We start from the raw sequence: 20,702 nt of genomic DNA, 5'->3' as shown, positions 1-20,702 counted from the left end.
TTATACTCAATGAAAATCTCTTCAAACCACGTCAACGTCGCCTTGTCGTAGGTATCTTACTGACCAAGCTAGTGATGGACTTAGAATAGGTGATTTGGAGCGTCCTAGCGGCTAGGAAATGCTGATCATAGTCCTTTGATGAGGATAGGGTGTAACACTCGACTGTTGACCTAATTGATAGGAAGAGAATTACTATAAAATACTCAGCCTTCTATCATATATTTCGAAATGTTTGTGTAATCAAAATGTAATAATATTGTAACATTGGCACAGAGGATGTTGAGCATATATAAATGTAGTATAACTATTGTATCTTTGTTAAAAAATAGGTTGTATCAAAAGGCTTTACACATCTGTGCATATATATATAATGTCGCTTTTTTCTTGCATTTCCTGACTCTATACTATCAGCGGTGGGGTTGATTTGTATGTCAGAAGTGTTACTATATAATTGATATATTATCGTCTGTCGGCTTTTTGCGCGCTTTCTAAGCTCGGAGAAACCCTCAGGCGAGGAAAGGATTCACTTATGTTCAAGAAAAAGAATGATGGTAATGGAGAGAAAATTTTCCGTTATTCCATCCGTAAATACCATTTTGGGGCTGCTAGCGTTGCGGTTGCGGCTCTGATGTTCTTTGCAAATGGGGTGCAAGCGCAGGCACCTGCGGTATCTTCGGCAACAGCCAGTGATGTAGTTGCTGGATCTGCTGGAAATTCAGATGGGGAAGAGTCAGAGAAGGTCTCTCAGACTGAACCGTCGGCTGAGCTCCAGTCTACAAGGGAGTCAAACTCTCCAGAGACTAAAGCCGAGGACGCTAGTAAGGGGCAGGAAACAGCTGACCTTGCTCCTACCAAACCAGAGGCAAAACCAGCTGCTCAAGAAACTTCTCAATCAGAGAGAGTAAAAGAGCAAGACCAGGCTATATCTGCCGCTGATACGACAGTGGCAAAAAGTACCCAAGGCAATCTGCAAGCTTTGTTGGAAAAACTAACTCTTAGCTCCATGAAAGCGCTTCACGATGAAGTGGAAGCAGGTCTAGCAGCAGCTAAGGCTGTCTTAGAAAATCCAAAAGCGACGCAAGCGCAAGTTGATGAGCAAGTAAGAGCTATGGAAGAGCTGACGAGCCGTGTCAATCAAGCCTTGGAGCCATCGCTACCAAAATTGACAGACTTGGGTGAAGCAAGTTCGACAAATAATAAGCTTGTCGAACCAAACGGAACTGCAACTGAGCAAGCAACTGGTGGAAAGCGTCGTAAAAGAGGGGGAACAATCGAGCCTGGAGCAGTTGCGAACCAAGTTAGTCCAACTGATGGAGGAAAGGAAGCAGCACCTGAAGCCAACTCTCAATCTACTCCACGAGAACTCCCAACCTACACTAATACGACAGAAGGTGAAAACGGCGTCTATGGACTAAAAGATGAATTAGAGTCTATTGTCAAACGACTTAAAGAAAATCAAGCGTCGGAAGATAAAATCCAAGCAGCAAAAGCAGCAGCTGATAAGTTCAATGAAGCTTTTTCTAAGGGTGATACCATCAGCCAAGAAGATTTTGCAGCTGCCCTAGTCGACCTGAAAAAATCCCGAGACCTCATCGAAGGAGTGCTGGAAGAAAAATATGGTGAGGAAACTACAGCTGGAGGAGTAACTCCTCAACCACGTGATGGTGGCTACTCTGACTTTCGTAGTTCGAGAGTTACAAGAGCTGCAAGAGCTGGCGAAAACTACTCTGAAGCCTTTAGAACAGCTCAAGAAAGTTATTTTGAGAAATCAGGTGATAGGGGAAATTCTCCTTATGATAAGTATACCTATGTTTTCTATTCAAATAGAAAATATAGAGATAACTCAACGAAGCTGGTATCAGAGGCTGAAAAATATATTAAAGCTACAGTAACATCAACGGAAGATGGATTTCATTGGGATATTGAAATTAATAATCAGCACAGGAGATTACCGGGGAATACACAAGTTTGGTTTACTGTTCCTTCGGGTCAAGAATTTAAACACAATTCGGATGCTTTTAGCATAACAGAAAAAAGTGGAGGAACTACAACTAGATCTCCAAATACTAGTAGTATTTTAGAACTACTTAGAGACTCAAGAGCGCAATTTGGTAGGGTTACTAAAGGGACTACGACGTCTACTGGCGTTAATAATAGATTCACATTGAATCCAATGCCGTCTGGAAGTCTAAACGATTTGGCAAGGAGGGGACCTAGAGGAACCAATCCTTATGAGAGACGAGCTGAAAGCCGAGAAAATCAAAAGGTTTCAGATGGAAAGTTTGACATTATCAATTCAAGTAGAGGAGAGTTATACTATTTTGAATTGCCCAATAGTGACAGAAAATATAGATTGTCATTTAATACCGTGGGAAATAATGATGTTAAAAAACTGGTATATGCTTTTGGATTAAGAGGCAGAGAGGGGGCCGAATTATTTCTTGCAAACCAATGGCATGCCAGAACATATGCCGAGGCAAAAGGTGATGCTAAGGATGAAATAGAGAAAGCGAGACAACGTAAAAATGATAGCCTTGGTAAGAATGGAAGCCTTTCGTCTGTAGAGCGAGATGGTGCTACTGCAATAGTTAATACCTATGCACGTCAAGCTACACGCGATATTGAAAATGCCGACAGCCTTATTAAGGTGGATGATGCCTTGCACAAGGGGTTGGAAAATATTAACGGCGTGAACCCGATAGGGAAAGATTTGCCAAAAGAAGCTATCAAACAAGCCGCAAATACTAAACGAGGTGAGATAGACAAACAAGCAGGCTTAACAGATGAAGAAAAAGCTACAGCTAAGCGAACAGTAACAGAGAAAGAAACAACAGCAGTCTCAAACGTAGATACAGCAACAACAAATACAGCGGTAGATACAGCCAAAACTACAGGAGTTACTGAAATTAATAACGTTACAGCCACAGGAACTAAAAAACCTGAAGCAAAAGAAGCTATCAAACAAGCCGCAAATACTAAACGAGGTGAGATAGACAAACAAGCAGGCTTAACAGATGAAGAAAAAGCTACAGCTAAGCGAACAGTAACAGAGAAAGAAACAACAGCAATCTCAAACGTAGATACAGCAACAACAAATACAGCGGTAGATACAGCCAAAACTACAGGAGTTACTGAAATTAATAACGTTACAGCCACAGGAACTGCTAACACTCAAGCTAAGCAAGAACTACGCAGAAAAGCTGACGAGAAGAAAAACGCTCTAGCAGGAACTCCTCATATCACAAATGAAGAGAAGGAAGCCGCTAATCGTCAAGTAGAGGCAGCAGTTACAGCAGCGGAAGCTGAGATTGATAAAGCTAAGACACAAACTGATGTAGAGAATGCGAAGACTGCTGGTATTGCTGAAATCAATAAGGTCACAGCCACAGCAAGCGCCAACAATGGTGGCAATACTAACACCGGTGGTAACACCAACAATGGTGGCAACACTAACAATGGTGGCAACACTAACGCTGGTGGCAACACTAACACCGGTGGCAACACTAACAATGGTGGTAACACTAATAACGGTGGCAACACTAATAACGGTGGCAACACCAACACCGGTGGCAACACTAATAACGGTGGCAACACTAACACCAGTGTGACACCACCAATCCGTAACCGGAGAAGTGTAACCTTTGCTGGTGGCACTCAATCGAGTCAAGAGAAACAGGTTGATAAATCCGTCTTAAGAGATTTGATTGGAGACTTGGAAACTCGTTTGAAAGACTTGGATGGTATTGATCAATCTGTCATCGACGCTGTGAAGATCATTCTCGGAGAGGGTCAAGAAGCCCTTAGAAATACTGACTTGACGGAAGCAGACTTGAGAGAGATGACTGCTAAGATCAAAGAAGCACTCGAATCCTTGAAAGGTAAGCAAGCGACTAAGGATAAAGAGGAAATGCAAGAAACAAGCAAAGAGCAAGGTCATCTTCCATATGGTACCATGATTGCTAGCCTGCTCGCCCTTCTTGGTCTCCTTCTCTTCCTCATCGCTCGTCGCAAGAAAGAGTCAGAACTCAAGAAATTGACTAAGGAACTGACTAAGGTTCTGCAAGAAAGCGACCTTACAAATGTAGATGCGAAAGTCCTTGACCAAGCACGAGAAGCTCTCGCTCAAGCAGTTGCCTTCCTAGCCAATGAGAAAGAGTCTGACCACACAGAAGAGGAGTTGATTGAGAAACTCAAAGCTGTTCTTGCTCAGTTAAGATAAGTCAAACTTAGCCGAGTCGGAAACCAGCTAGAATAGTGATTGATAGAATGTTGGAAAAACTCAATTTGAGGTGAACATTCAGAAAATCTTTCTCTGATAAAACGCATAATATCAAGCTTTTTAAGGCAAGGTATTATGCGTTTTTATCATTTTGAAACTTTTTGTTCCATCCTTTTTGTGATATTTTTCCCTTATTTCACAAATATTTCATATTTAGATTTTATAATAAGTTATAGTTCAGTTTTTACTATACTTTGATATTCAAATATGTTATACTATGATTATCAAAGTAAATGAAAGGGGTTACGAACATGACGCCAGAAGAAATGTACCTGACAGATCGATTGGACGTGCAGATAGCTCATTTTTTAAAGAAAAGCGTTCAACATCGTAGACGCTATAAGGTATTAAAAATAACAGAAATCGTGGCAGGTTTCCTCATAGCTGTCTTTTGTGCTGTTCCTATGCCAGGTGATCGCTACCGTTTGATTTCGGTTGCCTTATCCAGTTTAGGCTTGCTGTGTGAAGGGATTCTCAATTTGTATAATGCAAAGGAACATTGGATTTCTTACCAAAAGACTGCGCAACTCCTGGAGAGAGAAAAATTCCTCTATCAATGCCAAACAGAGAAATATGCAGGAAAAACCAAGACTTTTGCCCTATTTGTCAAGACATGCGAAGGTCTTATCTCAGAGGAAATCAACCAGTGGGAAAGTATCCAGTCAAAAGAAGTGGCAGCTAGTGCAGATGCTCCAGAGAAAAAAGAGTAGGAGGTGGAGGAAATGTCTCAATCCAGCTACCTATTGCCCTTGCTCTGGTTAAAAAAAGAAGCCGACAAGGAAAAGATGAGCGCAACTCAGTGCCAGATATTTTTCTTTTATTATCAACTGTTTGAACTCTTATTTGCTAGAGAAAGCGACTTGAGAGACTTGTGTCTGGGAAGGCAAGGTTTTTATTTCTCGCAGTTAGAGAAAGATTTGCTTTCTGGAGTTTCCCACTTTTTAAAAAACTTGGAGGGCAAGGGGACTCTCAAGGCTAATCAAGAAGTATCAGCTCGCAAAGCCCTTTTTCTAGCCTTGACAACTAGCCAGTCAGATTGGCAAGCTTTGGCTCCTGTTTTTGATTTTTATCAGACTATCGGGAGACTTGAACATCCTTCTCTCTTGAGTTCTCAGGACAGACAATATCTGATGTGGATTTACCAGTCAGCTTTGGAGAAGGATTATAGTGTCAAGGTTATTGGCGACAAGCATTTTGTATTGAAGAGACAAGATGCTACTAAATTGACAGGGCGCCAAACTCAAACTTTGGAAACACTGAGTCAATCAGAAGACTTGGTCAATCCTGTCTATGTTACATTAGGAGAAAAGGGGGTGCTCTTGCTTGATTAAGAGAGGAGATGTTGTAGCTCTTTATTTGCCTTTTCCGACTATTAGTAGCGATTTGGCTGTGAAGAATCATATGTATATTTGTATTGACAACAGCATGACTAAAAACAAAGAGTTGGTTAAAAATCAGACCTTCAAACCAGCTCTCTTGACCAGACGTTTGGTCAAGAACTTTATGATAGAAGAGCCGGATCTAGCTCGTAATCCTTTTACAAGACCAACCTTGATTGACTTAGATAAGGTATTTATGTTGGATAATACGGTCATTCCGACTTCTTATCTAGCTAGACGGCGACGCAATGTCTCAGAAGAATTGTACGAGGAAATTTTGGATCACTTAGTCCAACCACGGCTGATTTCGCTGAACAAGTCTGAGTTTATGCAACTCAATCCAGGAACTTATTAGGAGGAAGAATATGGCAAATAAAGCAGTAAATGACTTTATACTAGCTATGGATTATGATAAAAAGAAACTCTTGACCCATCAGGGAGAGAGTATTGAAAATCGTTTCATCAAAGAGGGGAATCAACTACCCGATGAGTTTGTTGTTATCGAAAGAAAGAAGCGGAGCCTGTCGACAAACACAAGTGATATTTCCGTGACGGCTACCAACGATAGTCGCCTCTATCCTGGAGCGCTTCTCGTAGTGGATGAGACCTTGTTAGAGAATAATCCCACTCTTCTTGCGGTCGATCGTGCTCCGATGACTTATAGTATTGATTTGCCTGGTTTGGCAAGTAGTGATAGCTTTCTCCAAGTAGAAGATCCCAGCAATTCAAGTGTTCGCGGAGCGGTAAACGATTTGTTGGCCAAGTGGCATCAAGATTATGGTCAGGTCAATAATGTCCCAGCTAGAATGCAGTATGAAAAAATCACGGCTCACAGCATGGAACAACTCAAGGTCAAGTTTGGTTCTGACTTTGAAAAGACAGGGAATTCTCTTGATATTGATTTTAATTCTGTCCATTCGGGCGAAAAGCAGATTCAGATTGTTAATTTTAAGCAGATTTATTATACAGTCAGCGTAGATGCTGTTAAAAATCCAGGAGATGTGTTTCAAGATACTGTAACGGTAGAGGATTTAAGACAGAGAGGAATTTCTGCAGAGCGTCCTTTGGTCTATATTTCGAGTGTTGCTTATGGGCGCCAAGTCTATCTCAAGTTGGAAACCACGAGTAAGAGTGATGAAGTAGAGGCTGCTTTTGAAGCTTTGATAAAAGGAGTCAAGGTAGCTCCTCAGACAGAGTGGAAACAGATTTTGGACAATACAGAAGTGAAGGCGGTTATTTTAGGAGGGGATCCGAGTTCGGGTGCCCGAGTTGTAACAGGCAAGGTGGATATGGTAGAGGACTTGATTCAAGAAGGCAGTCGCTTTACAGCCAATCATCCAGGTTTGCCGATTTCTTATACAACTTCTTTTTTACGGGACAATGTAGTTGCGACCTTTCAAAACAGTACAGACTATGTTGAGACTAAGGTGACAGCCTATAGAAACGGAGATTTACTTTTGGATCATAGTGGTGCCTATGTTGCCCAATATTACATTACTTGGGATGAATTATCCTATGATAATCAAGGTAAGGAAGTTTTGACTCCTAAGGCTTGGGACAGAAATGGGCAGGATTTGACGGCTCATTTTACCACTAGTATTCCTTTAAAAGGGAATGTTCGCAATCTCTCTGTCAAAATTAGAGAGTGTACCGGACTTGCCTGGGAATGGTGGCGTACGGTTTATGAAAAAACCGATTTGCCACTAGTGCGTAAGCGGACGATTTCTATTTGGGGAACGACTCTTTATCCTCAGGTAGAGGATAAGGTAGAAAATGACTAGGCTCGTGATTTTAAAATGAGTCTATCAAACCGTAGCTGTAAGAAAAAGTAAAATGGGTAGTGAAACTCCTTGCTATACAGGGAATTAGCTACCTTTTACTTGTTTTAGAAGTGCCGTTGTACTAGTCTAACTTCAGTATCATGTGAAATCAAAAAGAGCATACATTTCTGTTTCAGGAACACATAAATTACACTCTTCGAAAATCTCTTCAAACTACGTCAGCCCTATCTGCAACCTCAAAACAGTGTTTTGAGCAACCTGTGGCTAGTTTTCGAGTTTGCTCTTTGATTTTCATTGAGTAATAGATGTTTGGTTAGAAATTCTTCTATTGATTTCTTAGAATACAATAGCGCCTATAAGAACTGTTGAATTTCAAAGTATTTACTTGAACTATGATATGTCTGGAGTAGACTGTCAATAAAAGGTGCAGTATGATTGTTTTTGTCGATTATATCTACAAACTCTAAACAGTAGTTTGAGCGGACTTTGTCAAACTTGGTAGAAACTTTCTATTTTCAGATAATGGTCTAGTTTGTTTTTTGAATGTTGATAAGGATGGAAAGGCAAGACCATCTTGGCAACAAAAGTGCTATCCTAGTTGGATTTACTGAATAAAATCCATTTCCTCTAGTGAAAATCGAAAAAACTTGTGTTATAATAAGAAAGATTAAAATGTGAAAAAAGGAGATTCCTAATGGGACGTAAATGGGCCAATATCGTAGCCAAGAAAACGGCTAAAGATGGAGCTAACTCTAAAGTATATGCAAAATTTGGTGTAGAAATCTATGTAGCAGCTAAAAAAGGTGATCCAGATCCAGAATCAAACTCAGCTTTGAAATTCGTTATCGACCGTGCTAAACAAGCCCAAGTGCCAAAACACGTTATTGATAAAGCGATTGATAAAGCAAAAGGAAACACAGACGAAACCTTTACAGAAGGACGTTACGAAGGTTTTGGACCAAATGGTTCTATGTTGATCGTGGATACTTTGACTTCAAATGTCAACCGTACAGCGGCTAATGTCCGTGCAGCTTTTGGTAAAAACGGAGGAAACATGGGCGCTTCAGGTTCGGTTTCATACCTCTTTGACAACAAGGGAGTTATCGTATTTGCAGGTGAAGATGCCGATGCAGTCTTTGAGCAATTGCTTGAAGCAGATGTGGATGTGGATGATGTAGAAGCAGAAGAAGGTACAATCACAGTTTACACAGCTCCAACTGACCTTCACAAGGCTATCGTTGCCCTTCGTGAGTCAGGTATCGAAGAATTCCAAGTGACTGAATTGGAAATGATTCCTCAGTCAGAAGTGGAATTGTCAGGCGATGACCTTGAAACCTTTGAAAAACTTTACAGCGTTCTTGAAGACGACGAAGACGTACAAAAAATCTACACAAACGTAGACGGGTTCTAAATTAACCTAGCAAATATGATCCTAAGTGAAAAAATCACTTGGGATTTTTTAAATCAAAAAAATAGTTCTCTAGGAAACTTTTTCTTGACATCTCTTTTCAAAGTGGTAAAATAGTTCTCACGGAAACTTATTTAGTTCCTAGGGGAACTAAATGTGATAGTTAGAAAGGAGTTTGTATGGACAAACCGATGTTAGTCTTTAAGCGTTTTGGTCATCAGATTCACCTCATGGTGCAAAAGGAAGCCAAACGTTGTGGTATTGAATTTATGGGTGGGCCTCAAGGTCAGGTTGTACGTTTTTTGGATAATCGTGAGAAAAACCAAGACTTGGTCTTGATTAAAGATATCGAGCAGGAACTCAATATTACCAAGTCTGTTGCTAGTAATTTGGTCAAGCGTATGGTGCAAAATGGTTTGGTGGAATTGGAGGAGAATCCCAGCGATAAGCGGGCTAAATTTGTTCGTCTGACGAACAAAGCACGTTCTCAGATGCAAGAGGTTAAGGCTTTTTTTGAACGCATAGACAAGCAGTTGATGGAAGACATTGATGAAGATGAATTACTGATTTTTGAGAAAGTTCTCGGTCAACTACAGGCAAATATCAAGGGAATAGGAGGAGAGAATGAAGAAATTAGCCAAACGAATTAGTAGAAAAGAATGGGGGATGATTTTACTAGCCATTCTCTTTACTTGCTTTTCGGTCTATCTGGAGTTGGAAGTGCCGACCTATATCTCGAAAATTACGGATTTGCTAGGTAGTCAAGGAACTAATTTAGATGAGTTGTGGCAGCCGGCGAGTATGATGGTGGGAATGTCCTTTCTTGCCTTCTTGTCCGTAGTTGCAGTTGGATTTTTTGCATCCCGAGTGGCGGCTTCTTATACTAGTAGGCTGAGAAGTGATATTTTAACCGAGTTTTGGATTACTCGCAGACAGAGATTAAGAAATTCTCTATTCCCAGTCTTTTAACTCGTACCACCAATGATATTACTCAGGTTCAGATGTTGATTACTATGGGCTTGCAAGTGGTTACGCGTGGTCCAATTATGGCTATTTGGGCTATCGGGAAGATTTTAGGTCATTCAGAATACTGGCTCTGGGCCGTACTTGTGGCAGTGATTGTCAACGTTTTAATGACAACAGTCTTGATGACGCTAGCCTTTCCGAAACAGTCCTTGATTCAAAGTCTGACTGATAAACTGAACAGTATCACTCGTGAGAGTTTAACAGGTATTCGTGTCGTTCGTGCCTATAATGCAGAGGATTACCAAAATGAAAAATTTGCAGCAGCAAATGATGAATTGACACGCTTGAATTTGTTTGTCAACCGTCTTATGGCCATTTTAAATCCCATCATGATGGGGATTTCAAGTGGTTTGAGTGTGGCGATTTACTGGATTGGGGCCTATGTAATCAACGATGCTGCTGCGACAGCGCGTCTGCCTCTCTTTAGTGACATGGTTGTTTTCATGTCTTATGCCATGCAGGTTGTCATGGGCTTCCTTCTCATGGGGGCGCTCTTCATCGTTCTTCCCCGAACCATGGTCTCTGCTAAGCGGATTAATCAAGTTTTAGATTTGCATTCTTCTATCCAAAATCCTGCTCAAGTGCAGCAGGCTGATGAAAACCTCCAAGGTCAGGTCGAATTTAAGGATGTGACCTTCCGCTATGCGGCAAATTCGGAGGCGGTTATTGAGAATGTTAGCTTTAGAGCAGAAGCTGGTCAAACAGTGGCCTTTATTGGGTCAACAGGTTCTGGTAAATCAACTCTGGTCAATCTGATTCCACGTTTCTATGATGTATCAGCAGGAGAAATTCTGGTGGACGGTGTCAATGTTCAAGACTATGCCTTAGAAGATTTGCGCAACAAGGTTGGCTATATTCCTCAGAAAGCGGTTCTCTTTTCAGGTGATGTCAAGGGCAATCTAGACTTTGGACAGAGTCAAGAAACACCACTTAGTGAGCAGGCTATGTGGCAAGCTTTGGAATTGGCCCAGTCTAAGAACTTTATCGAAGACAAGGAAGCGGGCTTAGCGTCAGAAGTGGCCCAAGGAGGAACCAACTTCTCAGGTGGTCAAAGACAGCGTCTAGCAATTGCGCGTGCATTAGCTCGGAAGCCAGAAATCCTCATCTTTGATGACTCCTTCTCAGCCTTGGACTACAAGACAGATCGAGTTCTTCGTCAAGAGCTAGCAGAGAAAACCAAGTCTATGACCAAACTCATCGTCGCACAGCGTATTTCAATGATTATGGATGCTGATTTGATTTTGGTCTTGGATCAAGGAAAAGTCGTGGGACAAGGCACCCACAAGGAACTTCTAGCTAATAACGAAGTTTACCAAGAAATTGCCTATTCACAACTATCGAAGGAGGAATTGGAACATGGAAAATAAGAAAATGTCTCTTTGGAAACAGAGTAAACCCTATCTTGCAGGCCTCCAGTTTGCCCTTCTGATAGCCTTTCTAGCAACAATCGTATCCAATATCATTACTGTTTATGGGCCGATTCGCATCAAGGAAATGACTAATATTATTGCCAGTGGTCTGGAAACAAGTGTGGATGTCGCGGCGGTTGCAGCTATTGGTGGTTTTTTGGCCGTGATTTATGTGATCGGACTTCTATCAAATTATTTACAGGCCTTTCTGTTTACAACAGCTATTCAACGTTTTTCAGAGCGTTTGAGAAGAGCTATTGCAGAGAAAATCAATCGCCTACCATTGGGATATTTTGATGGACACTCTCAGGGGGATACTTTGTCTCGTGTAACCAATGACGTTGACACTGCAGCTCAGTCCCTCAATCAAAGTCTGGGAACAGTTCTTTCATCTAGTTTACTGGTCGTGGCAGTCTTGGTAACCATGTTTGGAATGAACTGGATTTTAGCCTTGGTGACGGTTGTGTCAACCCTTATTGGTTTTGTTTTCGTGTTCGTCTTTATGGGCAAATCGCAGGGCTTCTTTAAGAGTCAACAACAGGATTTGGCGGCTGTCAATGGCTATGTGGAGGAAATGTACTCTGGCCATAATGTGGTGACCAGTTACAATGCCATCGAGAGCACGAAAGAAGAGTTTGCGAAATTAAACCATCGTCTGTATGATAGTATCTGGAAATCTCAATTTATTTCAGGGATTATGATGCCGATTATGATGTTTATTGGGAACTTTAGCTATGCCTTGGTGATTATCGTTGGTGCGGCCTTGGCCTTAAATGGGCACATCAGTATCGGGATTATCGTTGCCTTTATGGCCTACGTTCGTATCTTTTCTCAGCCTCTTTCACAAATCGCCCAAGGGATTACTAGTTTGCAGCAGGCTAGTGCAGCCATGGGACGTGTCTTCGAATTCCTAGCTGAAGAGGAAATGGAAGACGAATCCCATAAAGAAAGACAATTGAGCGATATGAAAGGTCAAGTAGTCTTTGATCGAGTCTCCTTTGGTTATACACCAGAGCGAACCATTATCCATGACTTTTCTGCGACTGCTCATGCAGGTCAAAAGGTTGCCATTGTCGGACCGACCGGAGCTGGGAAGACAACCATTGTCAATCTTTTGATGAAGTTTTATGAGATTGATAAGGGAAGTATCCGCATCGATGGCGTGGATACCAAGGAGATGAAGCGTTCGGAAGTACATGATGCCTTTTCAATGGTCTTGCAGGACACTTGGCTCTTTGAAGGGACTATTCGCGACAATCTCATATATAACCAAACAGGTATTAGTGATGAGCGTGTGATTGAAGCCAGCAAGGCTGTAGGGATTCACCACTTTATTATGACCCTACCAGATGCTTATGATACCGTCTTGGATGATACAGTGACCTTGTCTGTCGGACAAAAACAACTCTTGACCATTGCTCGTGCTTTGTTAAAAGATGCGCCACTCCTAATCCTAGATGAGGCGACTTCTTCTGTTGATACCCGTACAGAGGAATTGATTCAGAAAGCCATGGATCGTTTGATGGAGGGCAGAACTTCCTTCGTCATCGCCCACCGCTTGTCAACCATTCGTAATGCTGATCTTATTCTGGTTATGAAAGATGGAAATATCATCGAGCAAGGCAATCATGATGAGCTAATGGCGCAAGCTGGTTTCTACGCTGACCTCTACAACAGTCAATTTACAGAATACGAAGCAGAAGAATAAATCGAAAGAAGGCTTGACGGCCTTCTTTTTCTTATTTATACTAGTATACATAGAAAGAGAGAAGTATGAGTCAGAAATTATACAATATGAAATTTGTTGCGGTCTATCTAGCCTTGCTTGCCAAGGTCGAGCGAAAGGGGGGAAGGGCAGAATCCGTTCACCAAGTGACCAGTTGGCTGACAGGTTATGAAGTGAGTGACATCCTCACTTGTCTGAATAAAGATCTTACTGATGGAGATTTTTTTCGACAGGCGCCGTCTTATGCTCCTGAACGGATAGCGATTACAGGAAAGATTTGTGGGGTTAGTATTGAGGAAATTGATGATCCTTTGTTGCAAGAAATACGTCGCTTGGATAAATTAGTAGATTGGCTTGCCAAGGGGAAAACATCTCAACAAGTTCTAGAAAAATATGAGAAATTGAAATGAAAAATTATCAAGAATGGTATGGCCACATTGCTAGTAAGATTGAAAATAAGCCCTTTCTTCTGAGCTTGTTAAGAACTTTCAATCGGTTGATGACAGTAGTTATGCCTATAGTTTATCTAACCTTGTTAGCCACTACCTATTTCCAAGAAGGCTTAGGGAAACAGGTCTGTATCTATGTGTTTGTCCCTGCGTCAGGTTTTGTAATTTTGTCTCTTTTCCGTAAGAAAATCAATGCCCCTAGGCCTTATGAGGAATGGGATATTAAACCCTTGCTTGACAGAGATAGTCCTGGTCAGTCTATGCCCAGTCGTCATGTCTTTTCAGCAACCATTATCTCCATGGCTTGCTTGCATGCTAGTCTAACTATGGGGATGATTTGTTTGACATTATCAGCCCTCCTCGGTCTAGTGAGAGTCTTAGGGGGAGTGCATTATCCCAAGGATGTAGTAGTTGGTTATATTTGTGGTCTTGTGTGGGGTGTGCTTTTCTTTCTATTTTGACCTGTAAGTTAATACTCAATGAAAATCAAAGAGCAAACTAGGAAGCTAGCCGCAAGCTGTACTTGAGTACGGTAAGGCGACGCTGACGTGGTTTGAATTTGATTTTCGAAGAGTATAAGGCGGTCCTAGAACCACTTACGTGCCTAAAGTAACCACTTGCTTTTTTGCTCTTGTTTTCTTATTTTGCCTTTGATATAGTAGAGTCAGAAAGGAGATGGAATGAAGTTACGAATCGAAATTGACAGCAATTTAGAGGAAACTGAAATTGTCATCAAGGCAGCGGCTTTGACAGATGAGATTGCGGATTTACAGCGCCTCTTGCAAGAATCCAAGTCTCCTAGGTTGATTTTTTACAAGGGAACAGGTGAATATTATCTGGACTTGTCGGAAATTCTCTTCTTTGAGACAGAAGGTAGCAAGATTTACGCCCATACCCAGAAAGACGCCTACGAGGTTCGGCTTAAACTCTATGAGTTAGAGGCTATCCTTCCTCGTTATTTTAGTCGGGTATCCAAGTCAACGATCGCTAATATTCGGCAAATCTATTCGGTGGACAAGTCCTTTTCAGGAACGGGCACCATTTCCTTTTATCAGACCCACAAGGAGGTTCATGTGTCACGGCATTACCAATCCCTCCTAAAAGAAAATCTAAGAAACATGAGGTAAGAACATGAAAAAGAAAGCATTTGGTATTGTGTTGCTTATTTTGGCGGCTTTAATATTATTACAAGGAAATTTTGGAATCCCTTCTCTGGGAGGGCATATTTGGCCCTTGCTTGGTATTGCATTTTTTGCCTATCAATCAGTTGAAGCTTTGCTTCGTCGTCATCTGACATCAGCAGTTTTTACAACTTTTGTAGCTCTCATGATTGCTAATCATTTTTATGACATTTTACCGATTCCAAATCAGTCATTGTTCTGGGCTAGTATTTTAATCGTAATGGGTGTCAGCGTACTCACTCATTCTAACAGAACTTGGAACGGGAAAAAATGGTGGTATGATGGTGAAAAGACCATTCTTACAGATAAGGAAGTCGCTTTTGGGACTGGGACTTTCTACAAGCAAAATCAAGAATTGGTAGAAGACCAAGTAGAAGTTGGCTTCGGAAATGCCAAGATATATTACGACAATGCAGAGATTTTAGGAGACACTGCAACCCTGAAAGTAGAAGTTGGTTTTGGCAATGCAGTTATCTATGTTCCCCAACATTGGAGAGTTGATTTGAAGGTGGAAACTTTCTGTGGTGTAGCCAAGGCAGATGCCCCTCTAGCCCCAACCAGCAAAACCTTGATTATCCGTGGAGATGTGGCCTTTGGGAAGTTGGGAATTGTCTACGTTAAATAAAAAATCTTCACTTCAATCATCAAAATAGGCGTACTAAGAGTAGGAAATTGAAGCCTTGCTCTGATTTCAGTTCTATGGTTGTTAGACTTTAAAAAATGAAATGTTGCCTTTAAAAGTTGTATATTTTTCGATATTTTGGCTCTTACGTTTGATGTATCTATGTCCTACAGCGTGGATGATGTAGTGTAAAATGCTTTAAAAAAATGAAGGATATTGGACAGTTTTTTGAACCTTTAATTGCTCAGGAGCCATGAAAGCAAGCGCTTGGGTTTATGACAAGGGAAAATGGTACTATGTAAGTTCTTCTGGTGCCATGATTGCGAATGATTGGGTCAAAGATAATGGCAAGTGGTATGATCTAGCTTCATCAGGTAAGATGCTTCGCAATACCTACACACCTGATGGTTACTACGTTGGCAACTTAGGTGCCTGGCAATAAGAATAATACTCTTCGAAAATCTCTTCAAACCACGTCAGCTTCATCAACAACCTCAAAACACTGTTTTGAGCTGACTTCGTCAGTTCTATATACAACCTCAAAGCAGTGCTTTGAGCAACCTGCGACTAGTTTCCTAGTTTGCTCTTTGATTTTCATTGAGTATAAGAAGTCCTTTTCCTTAAAGGAAGAGGCTTTTTACTTGCTTTTCTGCTGCTTCCTCATTTGTCCTAAAGCCTTTTTTGTGTTAAAATGAATGGTATGAAAGCTAAAAAAATGTGGATGGCAGGTCTGGCCCTGCTTGGTATTGGGAGCCTTGCCCTTGCTACGAAAAAAGTTGCAGATGACCGTAAGCTCATGAAGACTCAGGAAGAGTTGACAGCGATTGTGCGAGACCATTTTTCAGACATGGGGGAAATTGCGACCCTCTATGTTCAAGTCTATGAAAGCAGTCTAGAGAGCTTGGTTGGTGGCGTCATTTTTGAGGATGGCCGTCATTATACCTTTGTCTATGAAAATGAAGACCTAGTCTATGAGGAGGAAGTCTTATGATACAACCAGCAAGTTTAGAAGAATTAGCATCTTTAGTGGAAAAAGATGGGAAGAAGGTTTTCCTTTTTGTAGCAAACTGGTGTGGCGATTGTCGTTATATCTATCCTGCCTTGCCAGAAATTGAGGAGACCAATCCAGAGTTCACCTTTATTCGTGTGGACCGAGACCAGTATATGGATTTGGCTAAACTCTGGGATGTTTATGGAATTCCTAGCCTTGTTGTTCTAGAAAAGGACAAGGAAATTGGTCGTTTTGTTAATCGCGACCGTAAAAGTAAGCAACAAATTAACGACTTTTTAGCAGGACTGAAATAGGAGAAAAAGAAAACAATGATTTTTACATACAACAAAGAACATGTCGGTGATGTCCTTATGGTCATCGTGAAAAATAGCGGAGATGCCAAACTGGATGTAGAACGCAAAGGCAAGGTAGCCCGTGTTTTTCTCAAAGATAATGGGGAAACAGTGGCTTGGAATATTTTTGAAGTTTCAAGTTTATTTGAAATTGCAGAGTTCGGTCAAGTCTTTTTGACAGATGAGCAAGTCGCTCGTTTGAACCAAGAATTGCAGGCGGAAGGTTTTAAAGAAGAAATTATCAATGACAAGGAACCTAAGTTTGTTGTTGGTGAAATTGTCGAGATGGTAGCTCATCCAGATAGTGACCACCTCAACATCTGCCAAGTTGCAGTATCAAGTGACAAGACTGTACAAATCGTTGCAGGGGCTCCTAATGCGCGTCTTGGGTTGAAAACCATTGTGGCTCTTCCTGGAGCTATGATGCCCAAAGGCAATCTTATTTTCCCAGGTGAACTTCGTGGTGAAAAGAGTTTTGGCATGATGTGCAGTCCTCGTGAATTGCATCTGCCAAATGCTCCGCAAAAACGTGGTGTTATTGAATTATCAGAAGACCAAGTTGTTGGAACTCCATTTGATCCAGCTAAACACTGGACCGCCTAAGAAGCTGTTAGTATCTGATAGACCAGCTAGAAGGAAATGAGATGGCAAAAAATGTAGTAATTACAGGAGCGACATCAGGTATTGGTGAAGCGATTGCGCGTGCTTATCTGGAGCAGGGTGAGAATGTCGTTCTAACCGGACGACGGACAGACAGACTAGAAGTCCTCAAGTCGGAGTTTGCAGAAGCTTTCCCAAATCAAAATGTCTGGACCTTTCAACTAGATGTGACGGATATGATCATGGTAAAGATTGTCTGCTCTGATATTCTAGAAACGATAGGTCAGATTGATATTCTGGTCAACAATGCCGGACTGGCTCTAGGCTTGGCACCCTATCAGGACTATGAAGAGTTGGATATGTTGATCATGCTGGATACCAATGTCAAAGGTTTGATGGCAGTCACTCGCTCTTTCTTGCCAGCAATGGTAAAAGCCAATCAAGGACATATCATCAACATGGGGTCAACCGCAGGAATCTACGCCTATGCTGGTGCCGCTGTTTACTCAGCTACCAAGGCAGCGGTTAAGACCTTTTCAGATGGTCTGCGAATTGATACCATCGCAACGGATATCAAGGTGACGACCATTCAGCCTGGAATTGTCGAAACAGATTTTTCGACGGTACGTTTTCATGGTGACAAAGAGCGGGCTGCGACGGTTTATCAGGGAATCGAAGCCTTGCAGGCACCAGACATTGCAGACACAGTAGTCTATGTGACCAGTCAACCTCGTCGTGTTCAGATTACAGATATGACCATTATGGCCAATCAACAGGCGACAGGTTTCATGGTTCATAAAAAATAAAAAATTTTCTCGAAAAGTTACAAATTTCTGTAACTTTTTTTGATTTCCTGCGAATAGATAAGTAGGAGGAAAAAATATGTATAATAAAGTTATCATGATTGGACGTTTAACGTCTACACCAGAATTGCACAAAACCAACAATGACAAGTCAGTAGCGCGAGCGACTATTGCAGTCAACCGTCGTTACAAAGACCAAAACGGGGAACGTGAAGCTGATTTTGTTAATATGGTTCTATGGGGCAGACTAGCAGAAACCTTGGCAAGCTATGCAACCAAAGGTAGTCTTATTTCTGTGGATGGAGAATTGCGTACCCGTCGCTTTGAGAAAAATGGTCAAATGAACTATGTGACTGAAGTACTTGTTACTGGATTCCAACTCTTGGAAAGTCGTGCTCAACGTGCCATGCGTGAAAATAATGCAGGTCAAGACTTGGCAGACCTAGTCTTGGAAGAGGAAGAATTGCCATTTTAAGAATTAAAAAGTCTGAGTTGGTCTCAGGCTTTTTATCTTGAGAAAGTCAGACTTTTTTCTTGACTATTTCTGACCAAGTGATACAATAGAATTATGAATTAGCACTCAAGTTCAAAGAGTGCTAATAATATCTATCTCATTATGGAGGAAATCAGATGTTGAAACCATTAGGGGACCGTGTGGTCTTAAAAATAGAAGAAAAAGAACAAACCGTTGGGGGCTTTGTCCTTGCAGGCTCAGCCCAAGAAAAAACCAAAACAGCCCAAGTTGTGGCTACTGGACAAGGTGTTCGTACCTTGAACGGTGACTTGGTTGCTCCAAGTGTTAAAACTGGAGACCGTGTCTTAGTTGAAGCCCACGCAGGTCTTGATGTCAAAGATGGCGATGAAAAGTATATCATCGTAGGCGAAGCTAACATCTTGGCAATCATTGAAGAATAGAAGGAGAAAGTAAGTATGTCAAAAGAAATTAAATTTTCATCAGATGCCCGTTCAGCTATGGTCCGTGGTGTCGATATCCTTGCAGATACTGTTAAAGTAACCTTGGGACCAAAAGGTTGCAATGTCGTTCTTGAAAAATCATTTGGCTCACCCTTGATTACCAATGACGGTGTGACCATTGCCAAAGAAATCGAATTAGAAGACCATTTTGAAAATATGGGTGCCAAATTGGTATCAGAAGTAGCTTCAAAAACCAATGATATCGCAGGTGATGGAACTACAACTGCAACTGTTTTGACCCAAGCAATCGTCCGTGAAGGAATCAAAAACGTCACAGCAGGCGCAAATCCAATCGGTATTCGTCGTGGGATTGAAACAGCAGTTGCCGCAGCAGTTGAAGCTTTGAAAAACAACGCCATCCCTGTTGCCAATAAAGAAGCTATCGCTCAAGTTGCAGCCGTATCTTCTCGTTCTGAAAAAGTTGGTGAGTACATCTCTGAAGCAATGGAAAAAGTTGGCAAAGACGGTGTCATCACCATCGAAGAGTCACGTGGTATGGAAACAGAGCTTGAAGTCGTAGAAGGAATGCAGTTTGACCGTGGTTACCTTTCACAGTACATGGTGACTGATAGCGAAAAAATGGTGGCTGACCTTGAAAATCCGTACATTTTGATTACAGACAAGAAAATTTCCAATATCCAAGAAATCTTGCCACTTTTGGAAAGCATTCTCCAAAGCAATCGTCCACTCTTGATTATTGCGGATGATGTGGATGGTGAGGCTCTTCCAACTCTTGTTTTGAACAAGATTCGTGGAACCTTCAACGTAGTAGCAGTCAAGGCACCTGGTTTTGGTGACCGTCGCAAAGCCATGCTTGAAGATATCGCCATCTTAACAGGCGGAACAGTTATCACAGAAGACCTTGGTCTTGAGTTGAAAGATGCGACAATTGAAGCTCTTGGTCAAGCAGCGAGAGTGACCGTGGACAAAGATAGTACGGTTATTGTAGAAGGTGCAGGAAATCCTGAAGCGATTTCTCACCGTGTTGCGGTTATCAAGTCTCAAATCGAAACTACAACTTCTGAATTTGACCGTGAAAAATTGCAAGAACGCTTGGCCAAATTGTCAGGTGGTGTAGCGGTTATTAAGGTCGGAGCCGCAACTGAAACTGAGTTGAAAGAAATGAAACTCCGCATTGAAGATGCCCTCAACGCTACTCGTGCAGCTGTTGAAGAAGGTATTGTTGCAGGTGGTGGAACAGCTCTTGCCAATGTGATTCCAGCTGTTGCTACCTTGGAATTGACAGGAGACGAAGCAACAGGACGCAATATTGTTCTCCGTGCTTTGGAAGAACCTGTTCGTCAAATCGCCCACAATGCAGGATTTGAAGGTTCAATCGTTATCGATCGTTTGAAAAATGCTGAAGTTGGTACAGGCTTCAACGCAGCAACTGGCGAGTGGGTCAACATGATTGAAGAGGGAATCATCGACCCAGTTAAAGTGAGCCGTTCAGCTCTTCAAAATGCAGCATCTGTAGCCAGCTTGATTTTGACTACGGAAGCAGTTGTAGCCAATAAACCAGAACCAGTAGCTCCGGCTCCGACAATGGATCCAAGCATGATGGGCGGCATGATGTAAGCTTTCTATAGAAAACAACTTATAAAAAACACAAAAGGAGGGAATGCCTACCCCTCCTTTTTATGCTATTCACTTCTAAATTGATTTGAGCTCTCCTAATTTATATGATAAAATAATACTATCCTAAAATCAAAAAACATCT

General features: G+C 41.6%; 20 protein-coding genes and 2 pseudogenes. 21 read left to right on the top strand and 1 reads right to left on the bottom strand.

Annotated features, from left to right (window positions below; genetic code table 11):
* Nucleotides 1-529: 529 nt before the first annotated feature.
* The 14 genes and pseudogenes from HT709_RS11795 to HT709_RS05540 all read left to right on the top strand — a co-directional run.
* Nucleotides 530-4,219, top strand: a complete 3,690-nt coding sequence (locus HT709_RS11795; protein WP_240156674.1) for a DUF1542 domain-containing protein — start codon at nucleotides 530-532, stop codon at nucleotides 4,217-4,219.
* Between the two features lie 311 nt (nucleotides 4,220-4,530).
* On the top strand, nucleotides 4,531-4,989 hold the full coding sequence (locus HT709_RS05600; protein WP_000186951.1) for a DUF4231 domain-containing protein: 459 nt from the start codon (nucleotides 4,531-4,533) through the stop codon (nucleotides 4,987-4,989).
* A 12-nt stretch (nucleotides 4,990-5,001) separates the two neighbouring features.
* A complete protein-coding gene (locus tag HT709_RS05595) occupies nucleotides 5,002-5,610 on the top strand; it encodes a hypothetical protein (RefSeq protein ID WP_000083606.1) in 609 nt (202 codons plus the stop codon).
* Nucleotides 5,603-6,013 carry a hypothetical protein gene (locus HT709_RS05590; RefSeq protein ID WP_000595757.1) on the top strand — a complete coding sequence of 137 codons (411 nt, stop codon included), beginning with the start codon at nucleotides 5,603-5,605 and terminating at the stop codon, nucleotides 6,011-6,013. Before HT709_RS05595 ends, HT709_RS05590 begins: the two co-directional genes overlap by 8 nt.
* A gap of 10 nt (nucleotides 6,014-6,023) precedes the next feature.
* Nucleotides 6,024-7,439 (top strand): cholesterol-dependent cytolysin pneumolysin, encoded by a 1,416-nt coding sequence (gene ply, locus HT709_RS05585; RefSeq protein WP_001284352.1) that lies wholly within the window; start codon nucleotides 6,024-6,026, stop codon nucleotides 7,437-7,439.
* A 694-nt stretch (nucleotides 7,440-8,133) separates the two neighbouring features.
* Entirely contained in the window at nucleotides 8,134-8,850 is a 717-nt protein-coding gene (locus HT709_RS05580; RefSeq protein ID WP_000532877.1) for a YebC/PmpR family DNA-binding transcriptional regulator, read from the top strand.
* Nucleotides 8,851-9,026: 176 nt separating this feature from the next.
* Nucleotides 9,027-9,497 (top strand): MarR family winged helix-turn-helix transcriptional regulator, encoded by a 471-nt coding sequence (locus tag HT709_RS05575; protein ID WP_000360544.1) that lies wholly within the window; start codon nucleotides 9,027-9,029, stop codon nucleotides 9,495-9,497.
* Nucleotides 9,472-11,240 (top strand): annotated as a pseudogene (locus tag HT709_RS05570) (ABC transporter ATP-binding protein). The gene HT709_RS05575 and the pseudogene HT709_RS05570 overlap by 26 nt, the downstream one beginning before the upstream one ends.
* Complete coding sequence (locus tag HT709_RS05565; RefSeq protein ID WP_000428272.1) at nucleotides 11,230-12,990, top strand: ABC transporter ATP-binding protein; 1,761 nt, start codon at nucleotides 11,230-11,232, stop codon at nucleotides 12,988-12,990. The pseudogene HT709_RS05570 and the gene HT709_RS05565 overlap by 11 nt, the downstream one beginning before the upstream one ends.
* Before the next feature lie 65 nt (nucleotides 12,991-13,055).
* Entirely contained in the window at nucleotides 13,056-13,418 is a 363-nt protein-coding gene (locus HT709_RS05560) for a DUF2200 family protein (RefSeq protein WP_000078815.1), read from the top strand.
* Complete coding sequence (locus HT709_RS05555) at nucleotides 13,415-13,918, top strand: phosphatase PAP2 family protein (RefSeq protein ID WP_000800914.1); 504 nt, start codon at nucleotides 13,415-13,417, stop codon at nucleotides 13,916-13,918. Before HT709_RS05560 ends, HT709_RS05555 begins: the two co-directional genes overlap by 4 nt.
* A 219-nt stretch (nucleotides 13,919-14,137) precedes the next feature.
* Complete coding sequence (locus HT709_RS05550; RefSeq protein ID WP_000776605.1) at nucleotides 14,138-14,584, top strand: LytTR family DNA-binding domain-containing protein; 447 nt, start codon at nucleotides 14,138-14,140, stop codon at nucleotides 14,582-14,584.
* A 4-nt stretch (nucleotides 14,585-14,588) separates the two neighbouring features.
* The gene (locus tag HT709_RS05545; RefSeq protein WP_000725711.1) at nucleotides 14,589-15,263 is read left to right on the top strand and encodes a membrane protein; all 675 of its coding nucleotides are present in this window, start codon (nucleotides 14,589-14,591) and stop codon (nucleotides 15,261-15,263) included.
* A 241-nt stretch (nucleotides 15,264-15,504) separates the two neighbouring features.
* Nucleotides 15,505-15,702: pseudogene (locus HT709_RS05540) on the top strand (N-acetylmuramoyl-L-alanine amidase family protein); the annotation flags it as partial.
* Nucleotides 15,703-15,726: 24 nt separating this feature from the next.
* Here the strand turns inward: HT709_RS05540 and HT709_RS12040 are convergent.
* Nucleotides 15,727-15,858, bottom strand: coding sequence for a hypothetical protein (locus tag HT709_RS12040; protein WP_264175841.1), 132 nt, complete (start codon nucleotides 15,856-15,858; stop codon nucleotides 15,727-15,729).
* Nucleotides 15,859-15,951: 93 nt separating this feature from the next.
* Between HT709_RS12040 and HT709_RS05535 the strand changes: the two genes are divergently transcribed.
* From HT709_RS05535 to groL, 7 genes are all read left to right on the top strand, one after another.
* Nucleotides 15,952-16,251, top strand: coding sequence for a DUF4651 domain-containing protein (locus tag HT709_RS05535; RefSeq protein WP_001013971.1), 300 nt, complete (start codon nucleotides 15,952-15,954; stop codon nucleotides 16,249-16,251).
* Complete coding sequence (locus HT709_RS05530; RefSeq protein WP_138699797.1) at nucleotides 16,248-16,565, top strand: thioredoxin family protein; 318 nt, start codon at nucleotides 16,248-16,250, stop codon at nucleotides 16,563-16,565. Before HT709_RS05535 ends, HT709_RS05530 begins: the two co-directional genes overlap by 4 nt.
* A 15-nt stretch (nucleotides 16,566-16,580) precedes the next feature.
* Nucleotides 16,581-17,207 carry a YtpR family tRNA-binding protein gene (gene ytpR, locus HT709_RS05525; RefSeq protein WP_138699796.1) on the top strand — a complete coding sequence of 209 codons (627 nt, stop codon included), beginning with the start codon at nucleotides 16,581-16,583 and terminating at the stop codon, nucleotides 17,205-17,207.
* Between the two features lie 41 nt (nucleotides 17,208-17,248).
* Nucleotides 17,249-18,010 (top strand): SDR family NAD(P)-dependent oxidoreductase, encoded by a 762-nt coding sequence (locus tag HT709_RS05520; protein WP_138699795.1) that lies wholly within the window; start codon nucleotides 17,249-17,251, stop codon nucleotides 18,008-18,010.
* A 76-nt stretch (nucleotides 18,011-18,086) separates the two neighbouring features.
* Nucleotides 18,087-18,482: a single-stranded DNA-binding protein gene (locus tag HT709_RS05515; protein ID WP_000282467.1), complete on the top strand. Its 396-nt coding sequence runs from the start codon at nucleotides 18,087-18,089 to the stop codon at nucleotides 18,480-18,482.
* Between the two features lie 155 nt (nucleotides 18,483-18,637).
* Complete coding sequence (groES, locus tag HT709_RS05510) at nucleotides 18,638-18,922, top strand: co-chaperone GroES (protein ID WP_000917330.1); 285 nt, start codon at nucleotides 18,638-18,640, stop codon at nucleotides 18,920-18,922.
* A gap of 15 nt (nucleotides 18,923-18,937) precedes the next feature.
* Nucleotides 18,938-20,560 carry a chaperonin GroEL gene (gene groL / locus HT709_RS05505; protein WP_138699794.1) on the top strand — a complete coding sequence of 541 codons (1,623 nt, stop codon included), beginning with the start codon at nucleotides 18,938-18,940 and terminating at the stop codon, nucleotides 20,558-20,560.
* Nucleotides 20,561-20,702 lie beyond the last annotated feature (142 nt).

The sequence above is a fragment of the Streptococcus sp. 1343 genome, assembly GCF_013277355.1.
In the GTDB taxonomy this organism is placed as follows: Bacteria; Bacillota; Bacilli; order Lactobacillales; family Streptococcaceae; genus Streptococcus; species Streptococcus pseudopneumoniae.
The sequence above is the reverse complement of the archived record's forward strand: the minus strand, read 5'-3'. Positions and strand labels throughout refer to the sequence as shown.

Excerpts from the sequence above, each read along its gene's own strand:
- HT709_RS05575 (WP_000360544.1), top strand. The coding sequence starts at position 9,027 with ATGGACAAACCGATGTTAGTCTTTAAGCGTTTTGGTCATCAGATTCAC.
- HT709_RS05560 (WP_000078815.1), top strand. The coding sequence starts at position 13,056 with ATGAGTCAGAAATTATACAATATGAAATTTGTTGCGGTCTATCTAGCC.
- HT709_RS11795 (WP_240156674.1), top strand. The coding sequence starts at position 530 with ATGTTCAAGAAAAAGAATGATGGTAATGGAGAGAAAATTTTCCGTTAT.
- HT709_RS05530 (WP_138699797.1), top strand. The coding sequence starts at position 16,248 with ATGATACAACCAGCAAGTTTAGAAGAATTAGCATCTTTAGTGGAAAAA.
- HT709_RS05595 (WP_000083606.1), top strand. The coding sequence starts at position 5,002 with ATGTCTCAATCCAGCTACCTATTGCCCTTGCTCTGGTTAAAAAAAGAA.
- groL (WP_138699794.1), top strand. The coding sequence starts at position 18,938 with ATGTCAAAAGAAATTAAATTTTCATCAGATGCCCGTTCAGCTATGGTC.
- HT709_RS05535 (WP_001013971.1), top strand. The coding sequence starts at position 15,952 with ATGAATGGTATGAAAGCTAAAAAAATGTGGATGGCAGGTCTGGCCCTG.
- HT709_RS05550 (WP_000776605.1), top strand. The coding sequence starts at position 14,138 with ATGAAGTTACGAATCGAAATTGACAGCAATTTAGAGGAAACTGAAATT.
- HT709_RS12040 (WP_264175841.1), bottom strand. The coding sequence starts at position 15,858 with ATGAAAATCAAAGAGCAAACTAGGAAACTAGTCGCAGGTTGCTCAAAG.
- ytpR (WP_138699796.1), top strand. The coding sequence starts at position 16,581 with ATGATTTTTACATACAACAAAGAACATGTCGGTGATGTCCTTATGGTC.
- HT709_RS05565 (WP_000428272.1), top strand. The coding sequence starts at position 11,230 with ATGGAAAATAAGAAAATGTCTCTTTGGAAACAGAGTAAACCCTATCTT.
- HT709_RS05555 (WP_000800914.1), top strand. The coding sequence starts at position 13,415 with ATGAAAAATTATCAAGAATGGTATGGCCACATTGCTAGTAAGATTGAA.
- HT709_RS05580 (WP_000532877.1), top strand. The coding sequence starts at position 8,134 with ATGGGACGTAAATGGGCCAATATCGTAGCCAAGAAAACGGCTAAAGAT.
- ply (WP_001284352.1), top strand. The coding sequence starts at position 6,024 with ATGGCAAATAAAGCAGTAAATGACTTTATACTAGCTATGGATTATGAT.
- HT709_RS05545 (WP_000725711.1), top strand. The coding sequence starts at position 14,589 with ATGAAAAAGAAAGCATTTGGTATTGTGTTGCTTATTTTGGCGGCTTTA.
- HT709_RS05515 (WP_000282467.1), top strand. The coding sequence starts at position 18,087 with ATGTATAATAAAGTTATCATGATTGGACGTTTAACGTCTACACCAGAA.
- HT709_RS05600 (WP_000186951.1), top strand. The coding sequence starts at position 4,531 with ATGACGCCAGAAGAAATGTACCTGACAGATCGATTGGACGTGCAGATA.
- HT709_RS05520 (WP_138699795.1), top strand. The coding sequence starts at position 17,249 with ATGGCAAAAAATGTAGTAATTACAGGAGCGACATCAGGTATTGGTGAA.
- groES (WP_000917330.1), top strand. The coding sequence starts at position 18,638 with ATGTTGAAACCATTAGGGGACCGTGTGGTCTTAAAAATAGAAGAAAAA.